The organism is Arthrobacter globiformis (assembly GCF_030815865.1).
Classification (GTDB): Bacteria; Actinomycetota; Actinomycetes; order Actinomycetales; family Micrococcaceae; genus Arthrobacter; species Arthrobacter globiformis_B.
This window is the reverse complement of record NZ_JAUSXI010000001.1, coordinates 4310605-4328180: the sequence shown is the minus strand read 5'-3', so window position 1 is coordinate 4328180 and position 17576 is coordinate 4310605. Positions and strand designations below refer to the sequence as shown.

General features: G+C 64.8%; 16 protein-coding genes. 6 read left to right on the top strand and 10 right to left on the bottom strand.

Going from position 1 to position 17576, the window contains the following annotated elements; all coding sequences use genetic code 11:
* Positions 1-100 precede the first annotated feature (100 nt).
* The 3 genes from QFZ33_RS20140 to QFZ33_RS20130 form a co-directional block, all read right to left on the bottom strand.
* Complete coding sequence (locus tag QFZ33_RS20140; RefSeq protein ID WP_307030326.1) at positions 101-937, bottom strand: hypothetical protein; 837 nt, start codon at positions 935-937, stop codon at positions 101-103.
* Positions 934-1500 (bottom strand): RNA polymerase sigma factor, encoded by a 567-nt coding sequence (locus tag QFZ33_RS20135; protein WP_307030324.1) that lies wholly within the window; start codon positions 1498-1500, stop codon positions 934-936. The genes QFZ33_RS20140 and QFZ33_RS20135 overlap by 4 nt, the downstream gene beginning before the upstream one ends.
* Positions 1501-1842: 342 nt before the next feature.
* Complete coding sequence (locus QFZ33_RS20130) at positions 1843-5061, bottom strand: bifunctional cytochrome P450/NADPH--P450 reductase (RefSeq protein ID WP_307030322.1); 3219 nt, start codon at positions 5059-5061, stop codon at positions 1843-1845.
* A 583-nt stretch (positions 5062-5644) separates the two neighbouring features.
* Between QFZ33_RS20130 and QFZ33_RS20125 the strand changes: the two genes are divergently transcribed.
* Positions 5645-7012 (top strand): M23 family metallopeptidase, encoded by a 1368-nt coding sequence (locus tag QFZ33_RS20125; protein ID WP_307030320.1) that lies wholly within the window; start codon positions 5645-5647, stop codon positions 7010-7012.
* A gap of 195 nt (positions 7013-7207) precedes the next feature.
* The gene (locus QFZ33_RS20120) at positions 7208-7699 is read left to right on the top strand and encodes a nucleoside deaminase (protein WP_307030318.1); all 492 of its coding nucleotides are present in this window, start codon (positions 7208-7210) and stop codon (positions 7697-7699) included.
* 46 nt (positions 7700-7745) lie between these two features.
* Here the strand turns inward: QFZ33_RS20120 and map are convergent, their stop codons facing one another.
* Positions 7746-8522 carry a type I methionyl aminopeptidase gene (gene map, locus QFZ33_RS20115; protein ID WP_307030317.1) on the bottom strand — a complete coding sequence of 259 codons (777 nt, stop codon included), beginning with the start codon at positions 8520-8522 and terminating at the stop codon, positions 7746-7748.
* A 65-nt stretch (positions 8523-8587) separates the two neighbouring features.
* Here map and QFZ33_RS20110 point away from each other — a divergent pair, with 65 nt between their 5' ends.
* On the top strand, positions 8588-8890 hold the full coding sequence (locus QFZ33_RS20110; protein WP_307030315.1) for a helix-turn-helix domain-containing protein: 303 nt from the start codon (positions 8588-8590) through the stop codon (positions 8888-8890).
* A 67-nt stretch (positions 8891-8957) separates the two neighbouring features.
* Here QFZ33_RS20110 and QFZ33_RS20105 read toward each other — a convergent pair whose 3' ends face one another.
* The 3 genes from QFZ33_RS20105 to QFZ33_RS20095 all read right to left on the bottom strand — a co-directional run bounded on the left by QFZ33_RS20105 (position 8958) and on the right by QFZ33_RS20095 (position 12626).
* Positions 8958-9800: an IclR family transcriptional regulator gene (locus tag QFZ33_RS20105; protein WP_307030313.1), complete on the bottom strand. Its 843-nt coding sequence runs from the start codon at positions 9798-9800 to the stop codon at positions 8958-8960.
* 172 nt (positions 9801-9972) lie between these two features.
* Positions 9973-11229, bottom strand: a complete 1257-nt coding sequence (locus tag QFZ33_RS20100; RefSeq protein ID WP_307030311.1) for an aminopeptidase P family protein — start codon at positions 11227-11229, stop codon at positions 9973-9975.
* 35 nt (positions 11230-11264) lie between these two features.
* On the bottom strand, positions 11265-12626 hold the full coding sequence (locus tag QFZ33_RS20095; protein WP_307030309.1) for an MFS transporter: 1362 nt from the start codon (positions 12624-12626) through the stop codon (positions 11265-11267).
* Positions 12627-13032: 406 nt separating this feature from the next.
* On the opposite strand from QFZ33_RS20095, the gene QFZ33_RS20090 reads away from it, so the two are divergent.
* Positions 13033-13593: an NADPH-dependent FMN reductase gene (locus QFZ33_RS20090; protein ID WP_307030307.1), complete on the top strand. Its 561-nt coding sequence runs from the start codon at positions 13033-13035 to the stop codon at positions 13591-13593.
* Positions 13594-13628: 35 nt separating this feature from the next.
* Here the strand turns inward: QFZ33_RS20090 and QFZ33_RS20085 are convergent, their stop codons facing one another.
* Positions 13629-14180 carry a dihydrofolate reductase family protein gene (locus tag QFZ33_RS20085; RefSeq protein WP_307030305.1) on the bottom strand — a complete coding sequence of 184 codons (552 nt, stop codon included), beginning with the start codon at positions 14178-14180 and terminating at the stop codon, positions 13629-13631.
* 157 nt (positions 14181-14337) lie between these two features.
* Here QFZ33_RS20085 and QFZ33_RS20080 point away from each other — a divergent pair, with 157 nt between their 5' ends.
* Entirely contained in the window at positions 14338-14796 is a 459-nt protein-coding gene (locus tag QFZ33_RS20080) for a hypothetical protein (protein WP_307030304.1), read from the top strand.
* Between the two features lie 102 nt (positions 14797-14898).
* Here the strand turns inward: QFZ33_RS20080 and QFZ33_RS20075 are convergent, their stop codons facing one another.
* Positions 14899-15330: a hypothetical protein gene (locus QFZ33_RS20075; protein ID WP_307030302.1), complete on the bottom strand. Its 432-nt coding sequence runs from the start codon at positions 15328-15330 to the stop codon at positions 14899-14901.
* Between the two features lie 118 nt (positions 15331-15448).
* On the opposite strand from QFZ33_RS20075, the gene QFZ33_RS20070 reads away from it, so the two are divergent.
* Complete coding sequence (locus QFZ33_RS20070) at positions 15449-15655, top strand: hypothetical protein (protein WP_307030301.1); 207 nt, start codon at positions 15449-15451, stop codon at positions 15653-15655.
* A 320-nt stretch (positions 15656-15975) separates the two neighbouring features.
* Here QFZ33_RS20070 and QFZ33_RS20065 read toward each other — a convergent pair whose 3' ends face one another.
* Positions 15976-17382: a cation:dicarboxylate symporter family transporter gene (locus QFZ33_RS20065; RefSeq protein ID WP_307030299.1), complete on the bottom strand. Its 1407-nt coding sequence runs from the start codon at positions 17380-17382 to the stop codon at positions 15976-15978.
* Positions 17383-17576: the final 194 nt, after the last annotated feature.

Genomic DNA, 17576 nt, shown 5'->3' with positions numbered 1-17576 from the left:
CCTCGTGTTGGACGGGCGGTATCTGTTCGTCAGCACAACCCTACATCTGCAGTTGCTGCCCCGCCGGGAGCCGGAAGCGGGCCACGACAGTTTGCATAGCTTAAAGGGTCAAGTGACTGGTTCCTTTTGTGCCGTTACGGTAGGTCACTTCGACTTCGACGCCGTTAGACGCCGCGTCCTGCAGTTCGTCGCCGGGTAGCCAGAGAGCGAACCGCCCTTGGGATACCGTTGCTTTCACTTTCTGGTGGGCGCGGCTCACATAGCTGACTTCCGCAATGTCTGAACCTGCCGCGCCTGCAGCCAGGGAGATGTAACCGGCACTCATGCTGCCGGTTCCCAAGTCCGTGGCGATAAGCTCGCGAGGCCCTGGTGAGGCCTGATTGGCTGGTTTTCCGATCGAGCCGATCATGCCCTTGGTGAAGAGGCTCGCGAAGTCGTCGGTGATGCACATGACCGAGAACCCGCCGGCTCCCGACAGTACGACTGTGGTCCATACGCCGCGGCGCTCAGCGATCGCTAGCTGAGCGGACACGACGTCAGCGGCGTACATTCCGCCGCCCGTCCCCTTTTGGGATGAGCGGCAGTCGGCGGCGGCGGCGGCGCGGTCCTGCTCGCTCATGCTGGCCGGTGCGGGGGTCCAGCTGGCAAAGGCCAGGTCGCCACCTGAAAGGGAGGGCAGGACGATCAGGCCTGCGGTGGCGGCAGCCACCATTCCGCCGACGATTGCGAACCTTCGAACGGGCCGGCCGGTCCGTCTGGCTGACCGCGTTTTGTCGATAACACCTGAGGGTGCGGACTGCTGTTGTGGTTCCTGCCCTGTGTCGGTGGCCAGGATGCGTTGCAGGTCGGGGCGGACGCGGTGTGCGTTTGTGGAGCGCTGCGGGTCAGCGGCGTCGAGGGTACGAAGCAGGGCGTCAATGTCTTGGTTTCGGGTCATGGCGTGGTTGTCCTTCCAAGGGAAGCCGTCGGCGTGCCAGCGGGCTCTGGTAGGTGTTCGAGATGAAGCCGGAGTGCTCTGCGGGCACGACTCACTCGCAGGCGGTACGCGACAGGTGAGATGCCAAGCACAGCAGCTGCCTGCGGTGCCGTGAGGTCTTCGAAGACAGTGAGGCCGAGAGCCTCTTGATGGACCTCGGAGAGGAGGCGCCATGCACGGCTCAGGTCCACGCGGCTCATCACTGCATGAGTGTCCTCATCCAAGTGCAGCCGGGTTGTGGCATCCGCCAGCCGCACGCCAAGTGCTTGGCGCCGCTGTTCGCCTCGGTGTGCATTCAGCAGAATGTTCCGGGCGATGCCGAAAATCCATGCCCGTGCGTCCTCATGGATGCGCGGTACCTCATCGAGGCGACGCCAGACAACAAGGAACGCGTCAGCCGCGACGTCCTCGGCATGATCCGGATGTGCCCGCCGTTGAACGAATCTGAGCACGTCAGGATAGATCACTTCGTACAGCACTCGGAAGGTGTGCTCCGGGTCAGGAACACGCGAAAGATGACTCATGCCCTGTACCTGTCCGCCACGCAACCAAGTGTGTCGCAAACGGCGACCTATACAGGATATGAACACCAAAATGGTGGCATCCGGTCCGTTGCCCGATCAGAGCGCGATGAGGAGCGGAAAAGGACTGCCGACTGGCTCGACGAGCAGTTCATCGGTGTCACAGATGGGCGCAGGCTCCGTGAAGTCGCCGCAAACGCTCTCACTTCTTTTTATGGCAGGCGGGGTCCTTCTCGGGCGTCGGGACCGCCGAGTCGCATCACTCGGTTACCCGGCTGGCTGATGCCCTGCGTCGTGGGCGTTCCTGGTCCCTGCGCAACTCGTGACGCGACGCAACCCGCCCCTTTACGTGAAGATATCCGCCACGTACCTGCCGTGGCTGCGCTCCACCTCGTCCATCCACGCGTCGGCGTCTTCCGCAGACGCGCCGGTGGCCTCCTGGTAGATGCGCGCGCAGGTCTCGCGGACTTCCGGCGCCATGTTCTTCCCGTCGCCGCAGACGTAGACCGTGGCCCCCTGTTTCACCAGCTCCTTGACGTCCGCCCGGTCTGCCCACAGCCGGTGCTGGACATACTTCTGCCCGTCCGAGGGTGCCTTGGAGAAGACCGGCCGCAGATCCAGATTGGCCTGCTCCGACCAGGACGCGAGCTCCGCCGCGTAGAGGAAGTCGGTGTCCGGTGCCCGGCAGCCGAAGAACAGCAGGGCAGGTGCCGGCTCGATCCCCTCGGCCTGTGCCCGCAGTGCCCGGTCCTGCACGAAGCCGCGGAACGGCGCCAGCCCGGTCCCGGCGCACACCATGATGACCGGCACCGCCAGCGATTCCGGCGGATGGAACGCCGCGTTGGACGGGCGCACCTGCACCGCCACCCGTGACCCGGGCCGCGCCTGGGCCAGGTACGTCGAGGCGGCCCCCTCGAAGGTGCCCCGCCCGGACCACGCCGGGGCCTGGACGACGGCGAAGGTCAGGGTCGCGTGGTCGGGGCTCCACAGCGGCGAGGACGAGATCGAGTACCGCCGCGGGGTCAGCTGGGTGAGCAGCTGCAGGAACGACGTGAACGGCAGCTGGCAGGACGGGTACATCTCCAGCAGGTCCAGCAGCGAGATGCGGTTGTCCACGATCTCCGCCGCATGCCGTTCCCGGTCCTGCGCCAGGGCCTCCAGCTCCGCGCGCTCGGCAGGATCCCCGGCAACCTCGGCCAGCTGCTCCAGCTGCGGCCGGGTGGCCGGACCCGCGAGTTCCACATAGCTGCTCAGCAGCTCGCCCACGGCCACGGGTGTGCCGGTGGGCAGGAACGTGTCCCCGTGCTCCATGGCCAGCACCACGTGGGAGTCGTAGTCCAGGCTGAACCGCGTGAGGGCCCGCTGGACCAGGTCGCTGGGATTCAGCGGCAGCACCGCCAGGTAGTCGCCGGTCCGGTAGCTCATGTCCTCCGGCAGCGCGATCTCCACGTGCCGCTTGGACCGTGCGCCCGGCTTTGTCATGTCCACCAGCTCCCGGTTCGCGACGACGGTGCCCACCGCCAGCTCATTCTGGCGCAGCAGCGCATCCCGGACGTTGCCCACGAACTGGACCTCCAGCTGCGGCTCCCCGGCCGGGGCGGCGGTCTTCTGCCCGAGGGCGCCGTCCACCGCAGGCCAGAATCCCGCGTACCACTCCTCGAAATCGCCGAAGAAGTCGGCGCGCGCGTTGGCCTCGCCGCGCTCGTAAATCCGCTCCGCCCCGGCCGCCTCGAGCCGCGCGTCGATGGCCTTGGGCACCTCCTGGTAGGTCCGCGTCCAGTCCCTGTTGCCGTTGCCGAACACCGTGTACCGGACCCCGGTCAGAGTGCCCGGCTGCAGGCTCGCGGTCCAGGTCATGAACTTCTTGGCATTGTCCGGTGGCATCCCCTCGTAGGAGGAGGCGACGACGGCCACCAGTCCCACCGTGGGCAGCCCGCCGGCCGCGTCGTCCAGCGAAGTGATGCTGGGGCTGTAGCCCCGCCGCCCGGCGTCGTTCGCTATCCGCTGGGCAAAGTCACGGGAGGTCCCCGCATTCGACCCGTACAGCACGCGCACCGGAACGCCGTTGGCGGCAGCACCCGCCGGCGTTTCCGCTGTTTTTTCCTGTACGACGGCGGCACTCGCCGCTGCGCCTATCCGGACGTCCCGCCGTCGTACGTGTATGTAAAGCCCTTCCGGCTTCATGGTGAGGGTGTGCTTGATGTGCAGCTCGTAGCTGGGATCCGCGGGGGTGATGTCGAAGCGCTGCAGGGCCTTGGCCAGGAACAGCATGGCCTCCTGCAGGGCGAACCCGCGGCCGATGCAGGAGCGCTGGCCATTGCCGAACGGCTTCCACGCGTTGGCCGGAATGGACTCGACGCGCTCGGGGGAAAAGCGATCTGGGTTGAAGAGCTCGGCGTCCTCGCCCCACGCCGCCTTGTCCCGGTGCAGCTGCGGGATCAGGACCATGAGGGGCGTTCCCTTGGCGACCTCATACTGGCCGCCGATCACGGTGTCCTCGTACGGCGCCACGTTGAACGCCGGGGCGGTGGGCCACAGCCGGAGCGTCTCCTTGAGGATCTGGTCCAGGTACCCCAGCCTTGGCAGGTGCTCGAACCGTGCCGCCTCGGTGCCGAGGACCTCGTCCACCACGGCACGGGCCTTCCTCAGCACTTCCGGATTCCGGAGCAATTCGTACATGGTGAACGTGAGCAGGCCACTGGTGGTCTCGTGCCCGGCCACCAGGAAGGTGACCATCTGCATCTTGACGTTGTCCTCGGGCAGGCGCTCGCCGGTCACCGGGTCCGCCGCGTTCAGCATGGTGTCCAGGATGTCCTCGCTGCCTTCCGGACTGGGGTTGCGGCGCCTGTCACTGATGAGCTGCTCGGCCACCTCCAGCATGAGCGCGTTGTCCTCGTCGAGCTGGTGCCGCTTGCGGATCATGAGCTTGTTCTGCACCGGCAGCCGCGTGGACCTGTCCTTGGACTCCACCAGGGCTCGGACCATGGCCCCGATGAAGGGGTGCATCTCGTCCCGGTAGAGGCTGTTGAACCGGTAGCTGAACGAGCACAGGGCAATGGTGTCCAGGGTCAGCCGCGTGGTGTTGTCCGCAACGTCGATCCTCGCCGTCGGGCCGAGCCGCTCCCACTTGAGCAGCAGCTGCTCGAGGACGTCGTCCATGCCGGCGAACATCCTGGTTAATGCCTTTGGGCCGAAGGCGGGCATCAGGATGCGGTGTGCTTTCTGCCAGTTGGGTTCCTCGGTTTCCGCGGTGAACAGGCCGTCGCCCACGAAGTCGCGGACCTCGCGGAGTGAGACTCCGAGCACCTTGCCGAAGCGGGACTCGTCGCAGACCTCGTTGACGAGCTCCTGGGAGGAAAGCGCCACCATGCCGCGGTTGAACACCTGGATGCGGACGATGGGCCCGTACTCCTCGGCCACTTCCACCAGGCCCATGACACCCTGGCTGGTGTCAATATCGGGCAGGTTGCCTACCAGGGGCTTCGGCGGCGGCTGGGGGATGGGGGTGGTGCTGTTGCTTTGGGCGCTGTGGGTGGGGTTGCTGGGGTTGCTGGGCGCAGGCACGGGGCCCTCCTGGGCGGTCTACATTGACACTTGTGCGCTAGTTTTGTTGGTTCCTGTTGCCGGGAGGGGCGCCGGTGCTTGCTGTTTTTCTGGAGGGGGCTGGCCGGGCGTCACGGGCCGGGCTCGACCCAGGATACTCCCGTTGGATGCCGGGGACTACGGGTATTTTCTCGGGCTGATTCCTGGTGAGGGTTAGGGTTGCGGCCGCACCGGATTGCTCAACGTCAGCTGAAGATTTGCGCAGTTCGGGAAAGGCCCGGTCAAGATTTTCTGAGCTTATCCACATATGCGGCCGTATCGGTTTCGCTGGCCCGCCCGGCATGCTCCCATGTTAGGAGCATGCCGCCATCCACCAGCATCCGGCGGCCTTTTATGGGGAGATCTAATGTCAAAGCATCTGGCACCTGCCACTGTCCGGCGCACGCCTCAGGACCTATGTCATGCCGTTCTGGGTCGTCCCGTCCTGAGTCGTGCCGTTCGCATTGGCGCGGGCGCGGCGTTCCTGGCGGTCTATGCTTTTGGATTCCAGGGCACTGGCCCGGTTCTTTCGTCCGGTCTTTCATCCGGGCAGGTGCCGGCCGGCATGCGCGGTGACACCTCCGTCGGCGTGCCCCTCGGATCGGCCATGGTGGCCTCGGCTGCCGTTGCTTCGGCTGCAGGCACCTCAGTTTCAGGCACCTCCGTTTCAACTGCCGGTGCCGTCTCGGCCTCCGCGGACGCCTTCGTGTCCTACACCCGTACCGTGGTCTTTACGGCGGCAAAGCCAGTGAGCCAAAAACTCCATGCCGCTTCACGCACGGTGCGACGCCCCGCGGCAGGAAACCTGATGGCGCCGTTGGAGGTCCTTACCCCCACCTCCCACTTTGGGCTGCGGACGAGTCCCATCACCGGCTCGGCTGGTGAGTTTCACTGGGGCCAGGACTTCTCCGCGGCATGCGGAACCCGCGTGTATGCAGCGGATGCCGGCGTGGTGCGGGCTGTGGGATGGCATCCGTGGGGCGGCGGCAACAGAGTGGAAATCGATCACGGCAACGGCCTGATCACCACGTACAACCACCTTGAGAGCATCGGTGTGAAGAACGGCCAGTCGGTCCAAGTAGGGCAACTCATCGCCAGGGTCGGGACCACCGGGTCATCAACCGGATGCCACCTCCACTTCGAAACCATTTTGAACGGCAAACACACGGACCCCGACAATTGGACTCTGCTGCGGCTGCGTCACTCGGGGCCCGTCGCCAACATCAAGATGACCGACTATCGGAAACCCAGCACCGCTACGGAGACGCCCTCCTGGGCTGTTCCGGTGGAGGCCAGCGCCCGCCATGCCGCAGTGAACGATGAACACGGATCGCCTGCCGTTGTCGGTTCGGCGGCAAGGTCCTCCTCAGCTGCCGCCATGCCTGTTTCCGCAGCGCAGCCTTCATCCTGGCGGGCCGCGGTTCCGGTGCAGCGGGTGGCCTCGCCCAAGACGGTGACTCCGGCTCCGGCGCCGAAGGTGGCCACGCCCACGCCCAAGTCCAAGCCAGCGAAGCCGGTTCCGGCACCGAGGGTTGTAGCGCCCAAGCTCGAGCCGGCAAAGCCGGTTCCGGCACCGAGGGTGGCCGCGCCTAAGCCGGCAACTCCGGCTCCGGTTGTTGCGCCCAAGCCGGCAACGCCAGCTCCCGTAGTAACGCCGGCTCCGGCTCCGGTTGTTGTGCCGGCTCCTGTGGTTACGCCGGCACCGGCTCCGGTTGTTGTGCCGGCTCCTGTGGTTACGCCGGCTCCGGCACCGGCTGTCGCACCGGCTCCCGTGGTTACGCCCGCTCCGGCTCCGGTTGATGCGCCGGCACCCACGGTTACCCCAGCGCCAGCACCGGCTCCGGTTGTTGTGCCGGCTCCCGCGGCCACGACTCCGGCACTAGCGGCTGTACCGGATGCTGTGCCGGCTGCCACTGAGACAGAAGCACCTTAGAAAGGGCTCCCAGAGCTGTCTCCTGGAGCTGTTAGCCAGATGATGGTGGCTTGTGGAACGGCTCCGCCACGATTGGTGAGTGCGAGCTTGTCGTGGCGGGTGGCAAGACCGCGCCAAGACTGTTGAGCTGCTGAAGCCGAGCTATCAGTGGGTCGGACGCTTAGAACCCGGTCTTGCGCCTGCGAAAATGGCCGCATGACCCTCGAACAGCAGCAAACGGCCTCCCCGCAGCCACACAGAGCCGCAGACACCGCCTTCGAAGCCGCCTACCAAGCCGCCCATAAAAGCCTCCGCGAAGGCGGCATCCCCATCGGAGCAGCCCTCGCCCGTGATGGCGTGGTCATCGCGAGCGGACACAACGAACGAGTCCAAAACGGCGATCCGATCGCGCACGGCGAGATGTCCGCACTTCGTGCAGCCGGCAGGCAGAAGAGCTACCGGGACACCACGCTCTACACCACCCTCGCCCCGTGTGCCATGTGCACCGGAACCATTATTCAGTTCAAAATTCCCCGCGTGGTGGTGGGTGAAGCGCACACGTTCGACGGCGAATTCGAGCTTCTGCGGTCACGTGGCGTGGAGGTGGTGGTCCTGAATGATCAGCGCTGCGTGGACATGATGCGCACCTTTCAGGAGAACAACCCGGACCTGTGGGCAGAGGACATCGCCGAGGACATCGTCGAGTAGGACCAGACAATATGAAGGGGCCCGAGGCCTGCGCTCCTTCAAGTGGCTAGTTGTGCCTCGGCAAGGTGAGGATTTCGGCTCCATCGTCAGTGATAGCGATCGTGTGTTCGCTGTGAGCCGTCCGGCAGCCTGTGGCACTCCGGAGCGTCCACCCGTCGGCATCAGTGACGAGCTGGGCCGTGTCCGCCATGACCCACGGCTCCAGTGCGAGCATCAGGCCCGGGCGCAGTTTGTACCCGCGGCCAGGCCGTCCGGTGTTTGGAACGTGCGGGTCCTGGTGCATCGTTGATCCGATGCCATGACCGCCGAACTCGGTGTTGATCGGGTACCCCGCCTCGCTGAGGACCGAGCCGATGGCATGGGAGATGTCGCCGATGCGGGCTCCGGGTCCGGCAGCTGCTATCCCTGCGCTCAATGCCCGTTCGGTCGCGTCGATCATCGCGACGCTTTCCGCGGGCTCTGAATTGCCCACGATGAAGCTGATGGCGGCGTCTGCAGCGACTCCGCCTTTGGAGACGGCGAGGTCGAGAGTCAGCAGGTCGCCGTCGGCAAGCGTGTAGTCGCGTGGCAGCCCGTGGAGCACGGCGTCGTTGACACCTGTGCAGATGTAGTGGCCAAACGGCCCGCGTCCGAAGGACGGTGCGTAGTCGACGTAGCAGGACTCCGCTCCGGCCTCGCGGATCATGCTCTGGGTCCAGCGGTCGATTTCCAGGAGGTTCGTGCCCACCTCGCTGCGGCTCTTCAGCGTGTGCAGAATGTCAGCCACCAAGGCGCCGGACTCTTTTGCTCGGGCCAGTTCGGCGGGGTTCAGGATCTCGATCATGCTGTGCCCTTCTCATCTACCAATAACTATACCGGCCATATTATCCCGGTATTAGAATTGGAGCCATGGTCAGGTTGCCGCTTACATCAGCAGAGGTCGAGCGCGGAGAGCGCCTCGGTGCCCTGTTGCGCCGCGCCAGGGGAAGCCGCTCGATGCTCGAGACCGCGCTGGATGCACGTGTCTCGCCGGAGACCCTCCGCAAGATCGAGTCTGGCCGCGTAGCGACCCCAGCCTTCCCGACCATCGCTGCGATCGCCGATGTCCTGGGCCTCTCACTCGATGCAGTCTGGGCCGAAATCAACCAGCCCGAACGCGGTGTTGAACCGGCCGGCTCTGGACACAACGCACGTGAGCGTTTGGCCTCGTAGGCCCACAATCCCGTAGCTGCGCTGCAGCACTGGGCAAGATGCTGCCTCCGCCTTGGGGCGGTGCCGCCTACGCGCTGCGGCGTTGCTTCGGGGCCACGCCGCCCAGGCGCTGGGTGACCTGCCGGGCCGCTGCGGCGCAGGCTTCGCCGAGGCTTTGCAGCGTATCGGGGGAGACCCGGAACCGGGGCGCAGGGACGAGCACCGCAGCTACGATGTCGCCACGGTGGTCGTACACGGGTGCCGCGATGCCGACTTCCTCGATGGACGTCTCGCCGTAGTTGATTGCCCAGCCGCGCCTGCTGACTTCCTCGAGCCGCTGCAGGTACTCCTCGACGGAGTGGTCGTCGAGGCCGGGCAGGGTGACGGTGCCGCTGCGGAGCAGGGCGCTCACTCGCTCGGGCTGTTCGGCGGCGAGGAAAATCTGGACCGAGGCGCTCAGGGCGTCGTTATAGCGTGCGCCCAGCGGGGTGGTGTGCTTGACCTGCTGGCGGCTCGCGATCTGCTCCACGCACATGGACTCGGTGCCGTTCCACACCATCAGCGCGCTGGTTTCGCCGGTGCGTTCGGTGAGTTCCCGCAGCACGGGGTAGGCCACGCGGCGTTCCTCGAGTTCGGCCAGCAGGGGACCAGCTACGGCAATCAGGCCCAGCCCCAGGCGGAAGCGGCGCGTATCCGGGTCCCGCTCCACCAGGTGCTCCTGCTCGAACGTGGAGAGGATCCGCGACACAGTGCTCTTGTGCAGGCCCACCCGGCTGGCGATCTCGGTGACGCCCAGCATGGGCTCGTCCGCGGTGAAGCTGCGCAGCACGGCGATGGCGTTGACTATCACCGAGGCGCCGCGGGCGTCGCCGTTGCCTGCGTCTTTGCCTGCGTCGGGGACGGGATTTGCGGATGTTGCCGGGGGAGTCATGGTGTTCACTATATTTCTTCGCTGTCGTGCGTCCGCTCTTATTGCCATGCGGAAGCGGGGCGGGCATGCCCTCCCGGCCGTCCGCCGTCGTCGTACTTAACCCAAGGCTGCTAAAACAAAAGCCTTGCTGACAACGGACGGCGGGGGAGGGCATGCCCCAGTTACCCAGGTGTTAGGCGCCGATGATGTTGTGCTCAGGGCCGAACGGGAACTTGGTGATGTTCTCGGCGCCGTCCTCGCCCACCACCAGGATGTCGTGCTCGCGGTAGCCGCCGGCGCCGGGCTGGCCGTCCAGGACCGTGATCATCGGTTCCATGGAGACCACCATGCCGGGTTCGAGGACGGTGTCGATGTCCTCGCGGAGCTCAAGTCCGGCTTCGCGGCCGTAGTAGTGGCTGAGGACGCCGAAGGAGTGGCCGTAGCCGAAGGTGCGGTTGGCGAGCAGGCCGTGCGAGACGTAGATCTCGTTGAGCTCGGCGGCGATGTCCTTGCAGACGGCGCCGGGCTTGATGAGTTCCAGGCCGCGCCGGTGGACCTCGACGTTGATGTTCCACAGGTCGAGCGAACGGGCATCCGGTTCGCCGTAGAACAGCGTCCGCTCCAGAGCCGTGTAGTAGCCGGAGGTCATGGGGAAGCAGTTCAGGCTCAGGATGTCGTGTTCCTGGATCTTCCGCGTGGTGGCCCAGTTGTGCGCGCCGTCGGTGTTGATGCCGGACTGGAACCAGACCCAGGTGTCGCGGATCTCCGAGTTGGGGAACGTGCGGGCGATCTCGTGCACCATGGCCTCGGTGCCGATGAGCGCCACCTCGTACTCGGTGATGCCGGCGGTGATGGCGTTGCGGATGGCCTCGCCGCCGAGGTCGCCGATCCGGGCGCCGTGCTTGATGACCTCGATTTCCTCGGCGGACTTGATCATGCGCTGGCGCATCGCGGCCTGTGCGACGTCCACCAGGGTGGCGGATCCGAACGCGGCCTGGATCTTGTTGCGGTTGTCCAGCGGCAGGGAGTCGTCCTCGACGCCGAGCCGGCGGACGCTGATGCCGCGGGTGCGCAGGATTTCCTGGATGGCGTGGATGTAGTTGTCCCGACGCCAGTCCGTGTACACCAGGTTCTCGCCGTAGCTGCGGCGCCAGGGCATCCCCGCGTCGATATTTGCGGTGACCGTGACCGTGTCCTCCTTGGCGACCACCATGGCGTAGGAGCGGCCGAAGTAGGTGAACAGGAAGTCGGAGTAGTACTTGATCGAGTGGTAGCTGGTCAGGACGACGGCGTCCAGGTTCTTCTCTGCCATGATGCTGCGCAGGCCTGCGATGCGGCGCTCGAACTCGGCGTCAGAGAAGGTCAGCGAGACCTTCTCGCCGTTGTTAAGGACCTTGAGGCGCTCGAGCTTGGCGACGTCGTTGACAGCTTCATTCTCGGTAATGGTCATTCTGTTCTTTCCTTTTCTTTCTCGGGTGGGTGTTGTCAGTGCTGCTGCAGGGGCTTCTTGGAAGTCTCCACGGCAAACAGGACTGCGATGAGGGAAACCAGTGAGGCGGCCACGAGGTACCAGCCGGGGGCCAGATTGTTGTGCGTGAGGCCGATGAGGAGCGTGGCCATGAACGGGGCGGTGCCGCCGAACAGGGCGTTGGAGAGGTTGAAGCTGACGGCGAAGCCGCTGTACCGGGTCTTCGTGGGGAAGAGTTCGGCCAGGAAGCTGGGTAGGGTGCCGTCGTTGAGGGTGAGCATGCCGCCCAGGAGTATCTGGACCAGCACGATCACCAGGAAGTTGCCCGTATTCAGGAGCATGAACGCCGGCACAGTCAGCAGCATGAACAGCACGGACGCGGTGATCAGCATCCTCTTGCGGCCGAACTTGTCCGACGCGATGCCCGTGAGGAAGATGAAGCCGATGTAGCTGGCCAGGGCGATGGTGGTGGCCAGGAACGATTCCCCGGCTCCGAAGCCCAGTTCCTCGGAGAGGTAGGTGGGCATGTAGCTGAGGATGACGTAGAAGCCGACGGCGTTCAGCAGCACCGCGCCGGTGGCGATGATCAGCTGCCTCCGGTTGTTCCGGAACATGTCCCGGGCGGGCTTTTTGGTGCCGTGGTCCTCCTGCGCGAGGGCGCGGAAGGCGGGGGTGTCCTCGAGCTTGGTGCGGATGTACCGGCCGATCAGGCCCATGGGCGCCGCGAGCAGGAACGGCAGTCGCCATCCCCAGTCGTGCAGCTGGGATTCGCTGAGGACGCTCGTAAGGAGCGCGGCCAGCAGGCTGCCCAGGAGCAGGCCCGCCGCGGTGCTTGCGGGTACGACGGCGGCATAGAGTCCGCGCCGATGTGCCGGTGCGTACTCCACCAGGAAGGCGGAGGCGCCGGCGTACTCGCCGGATGCGGAGAATCCCTGAACGACGCGGACCAGCAGGAGCAGCACCGGCGCCAGAAGGCCGATGGTGCCGTAGCCGGGGATCAGGGCAATGCAGAAAGTGGCCACGGACATGATGACGATCGAAAGCGACAGTGCTTTCCGCCGTCCCAGCCGGTCGCCGATGTGGCCCCAGAAGAAGCCGCCCAGGGGGCGGACAAAGAAGGAGATGGCGAAGACGCCGAAGGTTGCCAGGAGTGCTGTCTGGCGGTCTGCTTCAGGGAAGAAGACCGTGGAAATGATGCCGGCCAGGTAGCCGTAGACGGCGTAGTCGAACCATTCGACGAAGTTGCCGATGAAGCTCGCGGTGATGACCCGGCGTCGGGTGTCCTTGCTGACTTCGTCGCCGGTGTGGGGTGCTTCTTTTGCGGGCTGGGAGCTCAGCGACTTTGCTGCTCCGGCCGATTGGGTTATCGGGTGTTCCATGTGTCCACCAATGAGAACTTTGGGGTTGCTTCTGTTGCAACACTGTTGCACCAGGATAGGCGTGACCCAGCTCACCGTCAATAGGCGGTTTACTCCTGTTTCTCGCGAGGACCGTCAAGTCGGGCGCCGAATTGTGCTCTTGACCGCGCGCGAGGGCGTTGCTTTAGCTGCAACGACGTTGCGACGCAAGCCGCGATGCGGGCACGTCGAGATGAAACGCTCCCTCACTTTTGGGCGTCTTTTCCCTGACGCTTCCTCACGTCCGCAGGTTTTTCCCGAACGCTTCCTCACGTCCTGCAGGTTTTTCCCGAACGCTTCCTCAGTCGTTGCTGCAGGTGAAGATCCTGGCTATGGCTTCCCGGCCTCCGCCGCTGTATCAAGGAATCACCGCAATGAAGGGGATCGAATGATGGTGAAGATAGCGGTGGTCATCGGGAGTACGCGTCCGCAGCGCCGCAGCCGGCAGGTGGCGGAGTGGGTGTACTCCCGGGCCAGTGCCCGGGGAGGCGCGGACTTCGAGTTGCTTGATCTGGCGGACTACGACCTTCCGCTGCTGGATGAGCCCGTACCGCCTTCGATGGGTCAGTACGCACACGAACACACGAAGGTGTGGGCGGAGGTGATTTCGCGCTTCGACGGATTCATCTTTGTGACCGCCGAATACAACCACTCCGTTCCCGGTGCCCTGAAGAACGCGCTGGATTTCCTATACGCAGAGTGGAACAACAAGGCCGCGGGATTTGTCAGCTACGGAAGTGCCGGGGGAGTGCGGGCCGTCGAAAATCTCCGCCTGATCACGGCCGAACTGCAAATGGCTGGCGTCCGGGCCCAGGTGGCACTGCCTTTCGCGTCAGAGTTCGAGAACTACACCGTCTTCACGCCGAGCGATGATGCTGAAGAGGCTTTGAAGCCGCTGCTCGACCAGCTCATCTCCTGGTCCACCGCACTCAAGACGCTCCGAACCTGACCGTGCCGGTGCCGGCAGCAGGAGGCGTCCAAGCGTCAGTCGGTGCGACGGATGTACGTACTGACGACGTTGCCTTTGCTGGTCCTGTACTGGTCCTTGAGTTCCAGCCTGGTCAGCGGGTCGCCGTCCTCGAACAGCCGCCGCCCGCTGCCGGCCACGACTGGATGCGTCATGAGGGTCAACTCATCGAGGAGGCCGGCGAACAGCAATTGTCGCGTGACTGAAATGCTGCCACATACGGCGATCTCGCCGCCGTCGCGCTTTTTAAGATCTGATACGAACTCCTCCAGCGGTGCCTCGATCAGGTGCGAGTTTTCCCATTCCAGCGGCTCCGACAGGGTGCGCGATACGACGAACTTTTCCACCGGGTTGATGAACGCGGCGAAGTCCTCGTCCCGGGAAGCGTTCGGCCAGTAGCCCGCCCATTCCTGATAGCTGACCCGCCCGAGGACGACCGTGTCCACTGTGTTGATCATCTTGGTCAGTCCCTTGCCAAGGTCCTCATCAAAGCTGTCGAACTGGAACTTGAACGGGTCCTGCACTACGCCGTCCACGGAGTGGAACAGTCCGGCGGTCACTTTGCGCATCGGTGCCTCCAAATAGGGTCGTCAGGCATTACGGTATTCGGCGACGGCCTCCGGGGGAAGGTTTTTCGCACTTAAGCCGGCGGCGGCTGACGAGCGGCCGTTGCCCGTATCCTATGCTGGGGGCCAGGGATCGGCGTCGAATCTTAAGGGGGCAGCGATGGTGCACCGGGCTGCCTTCGGTCTTGCGGCGGCGATCGCGCTTTTGCTTGCTGGATGTTCGGCGCCGCAGGAGGAACCCGCAGCCGCGTCCGCCGAGCCGTCAGTTCAGCAGGAAATGCCGACGGCGGTGGTGCAAAGTGCCGGAGGTAAGAAGGCCGTGGTGCACGCCGGAGTCTCGTCCGCTCCCGAGGAAAGCGGCCAGCTCATCGGCAGCCTGGCGGCGGACGTGGCCGGATGCATCGTGGTGCGCACTCGCGACGGAGAAACGACAACGCTGGTCTTCCCGGAAGGCACTGCTTTCAGGGGCGAATCACTTGCTCTGCCGGATGGTTCATCCCTGTCCGAGGGGGAGAACGTGGCACTGGACGGTGCGCGTGTTCCGGCTGATGAGAAATTGAGCGTGTGCCCGAACTACGCCAGGCTCTTCTCGGTAGTGAGAGCCACAGTCAATCCATAGCGCTCATTCAGAATCCGACGGGACCCGTCCAGAGGGAAGCGGCAGGATGTGAGGGGGCGTCAGGGTGGAAGCGGCAGGATCTGAGGGAGCGTCCTGGCCGGGCTAGCCGCGGGCGACGAGCAGGTTGTCGTGGACCTTTTTCCAGCCCTCTGATTGCAGTTGGTTCGTGTCGTAGCCGTCGGTGACGAGCATGGTGGACCCGGCGCCGCGGACATCGACCTTGACGATCTCGCCGTCGGTCACCGGGCTCGAGCAACTCGATCCCCACATCGGGGGAGTGGCGGTCGGAACAACTATCAGGCATGCCGCATGGGATTCTTGCTTTCTTACGGCGAAGTACTTGACCCCGTCATCAACCGCGAGCAGGCGGACATTTTCCGGATTCTCGACATCGCTGACCTCGACTCCGTCCGGGAGCCGGTCTTCCGCCGTCGCCGGGCGGTCGAGTGCCTTGAGTTCTGATGGGGCCGAGCAACCGGTGAGAAGCAACCCGCCCAGTACGGCTGTAATCAGCGGAACTGAGTAACGATTCATAGCGCTGCCCCCTCAGGCTTGGTGTTGCCTCGACGCGACGGCGGTTCTGATTTAGAGAACTTTCGAACTCTGGTTTCGAATTTGGAAATGGCGTCCTCTGCCAGCGAGAAGGTCTTTCTTGGCGCCCAACCGGGTCCGGCCGGGGGGCGCCCTCCGGGTCAAGCACACCTACACCGGCCCCCGCCACACCGTGGACCTGCCCAACGGCCTCACCTCTGCCGACGAGCTGGAGATCGAGTACGAGGAGCACCACCCCGGCCATCATCACCACGCTTCTGTGGACGGCGGCGAGCAGGAGAAGTCCGACGCCACCCACCGCGCGTAACGACGCACCAATTCCATAGTTCAATACGTGAAGGGCCCGGCCGCGCTAAGCGCAGCCGGGCCCTTGCGTATCCAACGCTCCCTCAGCTTTCGTCGGGTTTTTTCCAACGCTCCCTCAGGTTTCGTCGTCGAACTCCCAACGCTTCCTCACTTTGGGGGCCTTGCGGCCCTCTGGAGCGGCTCGCCGCCGTCGGAATCCTCGCGCTGTTCACCCTGGCGACGTCTTCGCCCATGGCCGCCTACCCGTGCAAGGGCGCCTGGTCTATGATTCGCAGCGATGACCGGGGACGAAATTGCACTGGCACGACAGGGAGCAGGCCGCTATCGCACGGCTGCGGGCGTAGCGGCAGCAGACGAAAGTTCGACGTCGGTCCCCGCCGCTGGCCTACCCGGCACTCCGGCGCCAATTGACTCCGGCCCAGCATCCGCCGTCGTCATCTCGCCGGCAAAGGCGCGCAGCATGGCGGCGCGGTCGAACTGGCCCTCCCACCTGGCCACCACGAACGTGGCGACACAGTTGCCCAGCAGGTTCACCACCACCCGCATGGAGTCCATGAGCCGGTCGGCGCCGAGGAGCAGCGCGACGCCGGCTACCGGGAAGATCCCCAGGGCACCGGCGGTGGCGGAGAGCGCCAGGAATGCGGACCCGGGCACGCCGGCCATGCCCTTGGAGGTCAGCATGAGGACACCCAGGGCGGCGAGCTGCTGGCCAAGATCCAGGTTGTAGCCGAAGGCCTGCGCCAGGAACAGCAGCGAGATGGACAGATACAGGGCCGCGCCGTCCAGATTGAAGGAGTAACCGGTGGGGACCACCAAGCCGGTGGTGGCCCGGGAGCAGCCGGCATTCGTCAGCTTGGTCATGATGCGGGGCAGCACGGATTCGGTGGACGCGGTCCCCAGGGCGAGAAGAAATTCCTCCCGGGTGTACTTCAAGAACTGCCACAGCGGCACCCGCGGGTACACCCAGGCCACCACGAACAGCAGGCCGATGAAGATGATCGCGGCACCGTAGCAGGCGGCGATCAGCAGTGCATAGGTACTCAGGGAGCCGAGGCCGTACTGGCCGATGATGAAGGCCATGGCGCCGAATGCGCCCACCGGCGCTACCCGCATGACCCAGCTCATGATCTTGAAAAACAGTTCCAGCACCGTTTCCATCAGGGTGATCACGGGGAGACAGCGTTCACGGCCGACGACGACGATCGCGGCGCCGAAGAACACGGAGAAGCACAGCACCTGCAGGAGGCTGTTGCTGGCAAAGGCGCCGATCACGCTGGTGGGAATGATGCCCAGAAGGAAGGCGCCCGCGTCCTTGGGCGGGGCTGTGGCGGTTTTGGCGTTGAGGGCGTCCTGGGAGAGCGACGCCGGATCGATGTTTAGGCCGGCACCGGGCTGGACCAGGTTCCCCACCGCAAGGCCGAAAACGAGGGCGAAAAGGGTGGCGGCCGTGAAGTAGGCCAGAGCCTTGACGCCTACCCGGCCTACCGCCTTTACGTCGCTGACTGCCGCGATGCCGGTGACGATCACCAGGAAGATCAACGGGGCGATGATCATCTTGATGAGCTGGATGAAGCCGTCCCCAAGCGGCCGGAGGCCTGCACCGATGTCCGGCCAGATGTGGCCGATCAGGATGCCGGCCACGACTGCCACCAGAATCTGGAAGAAAAGGGACTTATAAAGCGGCTTCTTCTTCGCAGGGGGTGCTGCGGTGGGCCCGGTGATGTTCATGCCTGTGCCTGTTCGTTGAAGGACAACGGCACACTGAATGCCGCAAGATCACATCCCACGTTAGGAAACCCGTGTTTCCGGAAAGATAAATCCGTAATGCGGAAAGATTAAAAATGACCATCTCGCGTTGCGATCCATAGGCCTGGCCCTACACGTGCAAATGCTCTCTCACTTCTGACCGGCTTTTTCGGAGC

Coding starts and splice junctions, on each gene's coding strand:
- QFZ33_RS20100 (WP_307030311.1), bottom strand. CDS start 11,229: ATGACCATTACCGAGAATGAAGCTGTCAACGACGTCGCCAAGCTCGAG.
- QFZ33_RS20090 (WP_307030307.1), top strand. CDS start 13,033: ATGATGGTGAAGATAGCGGTGGTCATCGGGAGTACGCGTCCGCAGCGC.
- QFZ33_RS20135 (WP_307030324.1), bottom strand. CDS start 1,500: ATGAGTCATCTTTCGCGTGTTCCTGACCCGGAGCACACCTTCCGAGTG.
- QFZ33_RS20095 (WP_307030309.1), bottom strand. CDS start 12,626: ATGGAACACCCGATAACCCAATCGGCCGGAGCAGCAAAGTCGCTGAGC.
- QFZ33_RS20110 (WP_307030315.1), top strand. CDS start 8,588: ATGGTCAGGTTGCCGCTTACATCAGCAGAGGTCGAGCGCGGAGAGCGC.
- QFZ33_RS20125 (WP_307030320.1), top strand. CDS start 5,645: ATGCGCGGTGACACCTCCGTCGGCGTGCCCCTCGGATCGGCCATGGTG.
- QFZ33_RS20105 (WP_307030313.1), bottom strand. CDS start 9,800: ATGACTCCCCCGGCAACATCCGCAAATCCCGTCCCCGACGCAGGCAAA.
- QFZ33_RS20085 (WP_307030305.1), bottom strand. CDS start 14,180: ATGCGCAAAGTGACCGCCGGACTGTTCCACTCCGTGGACGGCGTAGTG.
- QFZ33_RS20075 (WP_307030302.1), bottom strand. CDS start 15,330: ATGAATCGTTACTCAGTTCCGCTGATTACAGCCGTACTGGGCGGGTTG.
- QFZ33_RS20065 (WP_307030299.1), bottom strand. CDS start 17,382: ATGAACATCACCGGGCCCACCGCAGCACCCCCTGCGAAGAAGAAGCCG.
- QFZ33_RS20080 (WP_307030304.1), top strand. CDS start 14,338: ATGGTGCACCGGGCTGCCTTCGGTCTTGCGGCGGCGATCGCGCTTTTG.
- map (WP_307030317.1), bottom strand. CDS start 8,522: ATGATCGAGATCCTGAACCCCGCCGAACTGGCCCGAGCAAAAGAGTCC.
- QFZ33_RS20140 (WP_307030326.1), bottom strand. CDS start 937: ATGACCCGAAACCAAGACATTGACGCCCTGCTTCGTACCCTCGACGCC.
- QFZ33_RS20120 (WP_307030318.1), top strand. CDS start 7,208: ATGACCCTCGAACAGCAGCAAACGGCCTCCCCGCAGCCACACAGAGCC.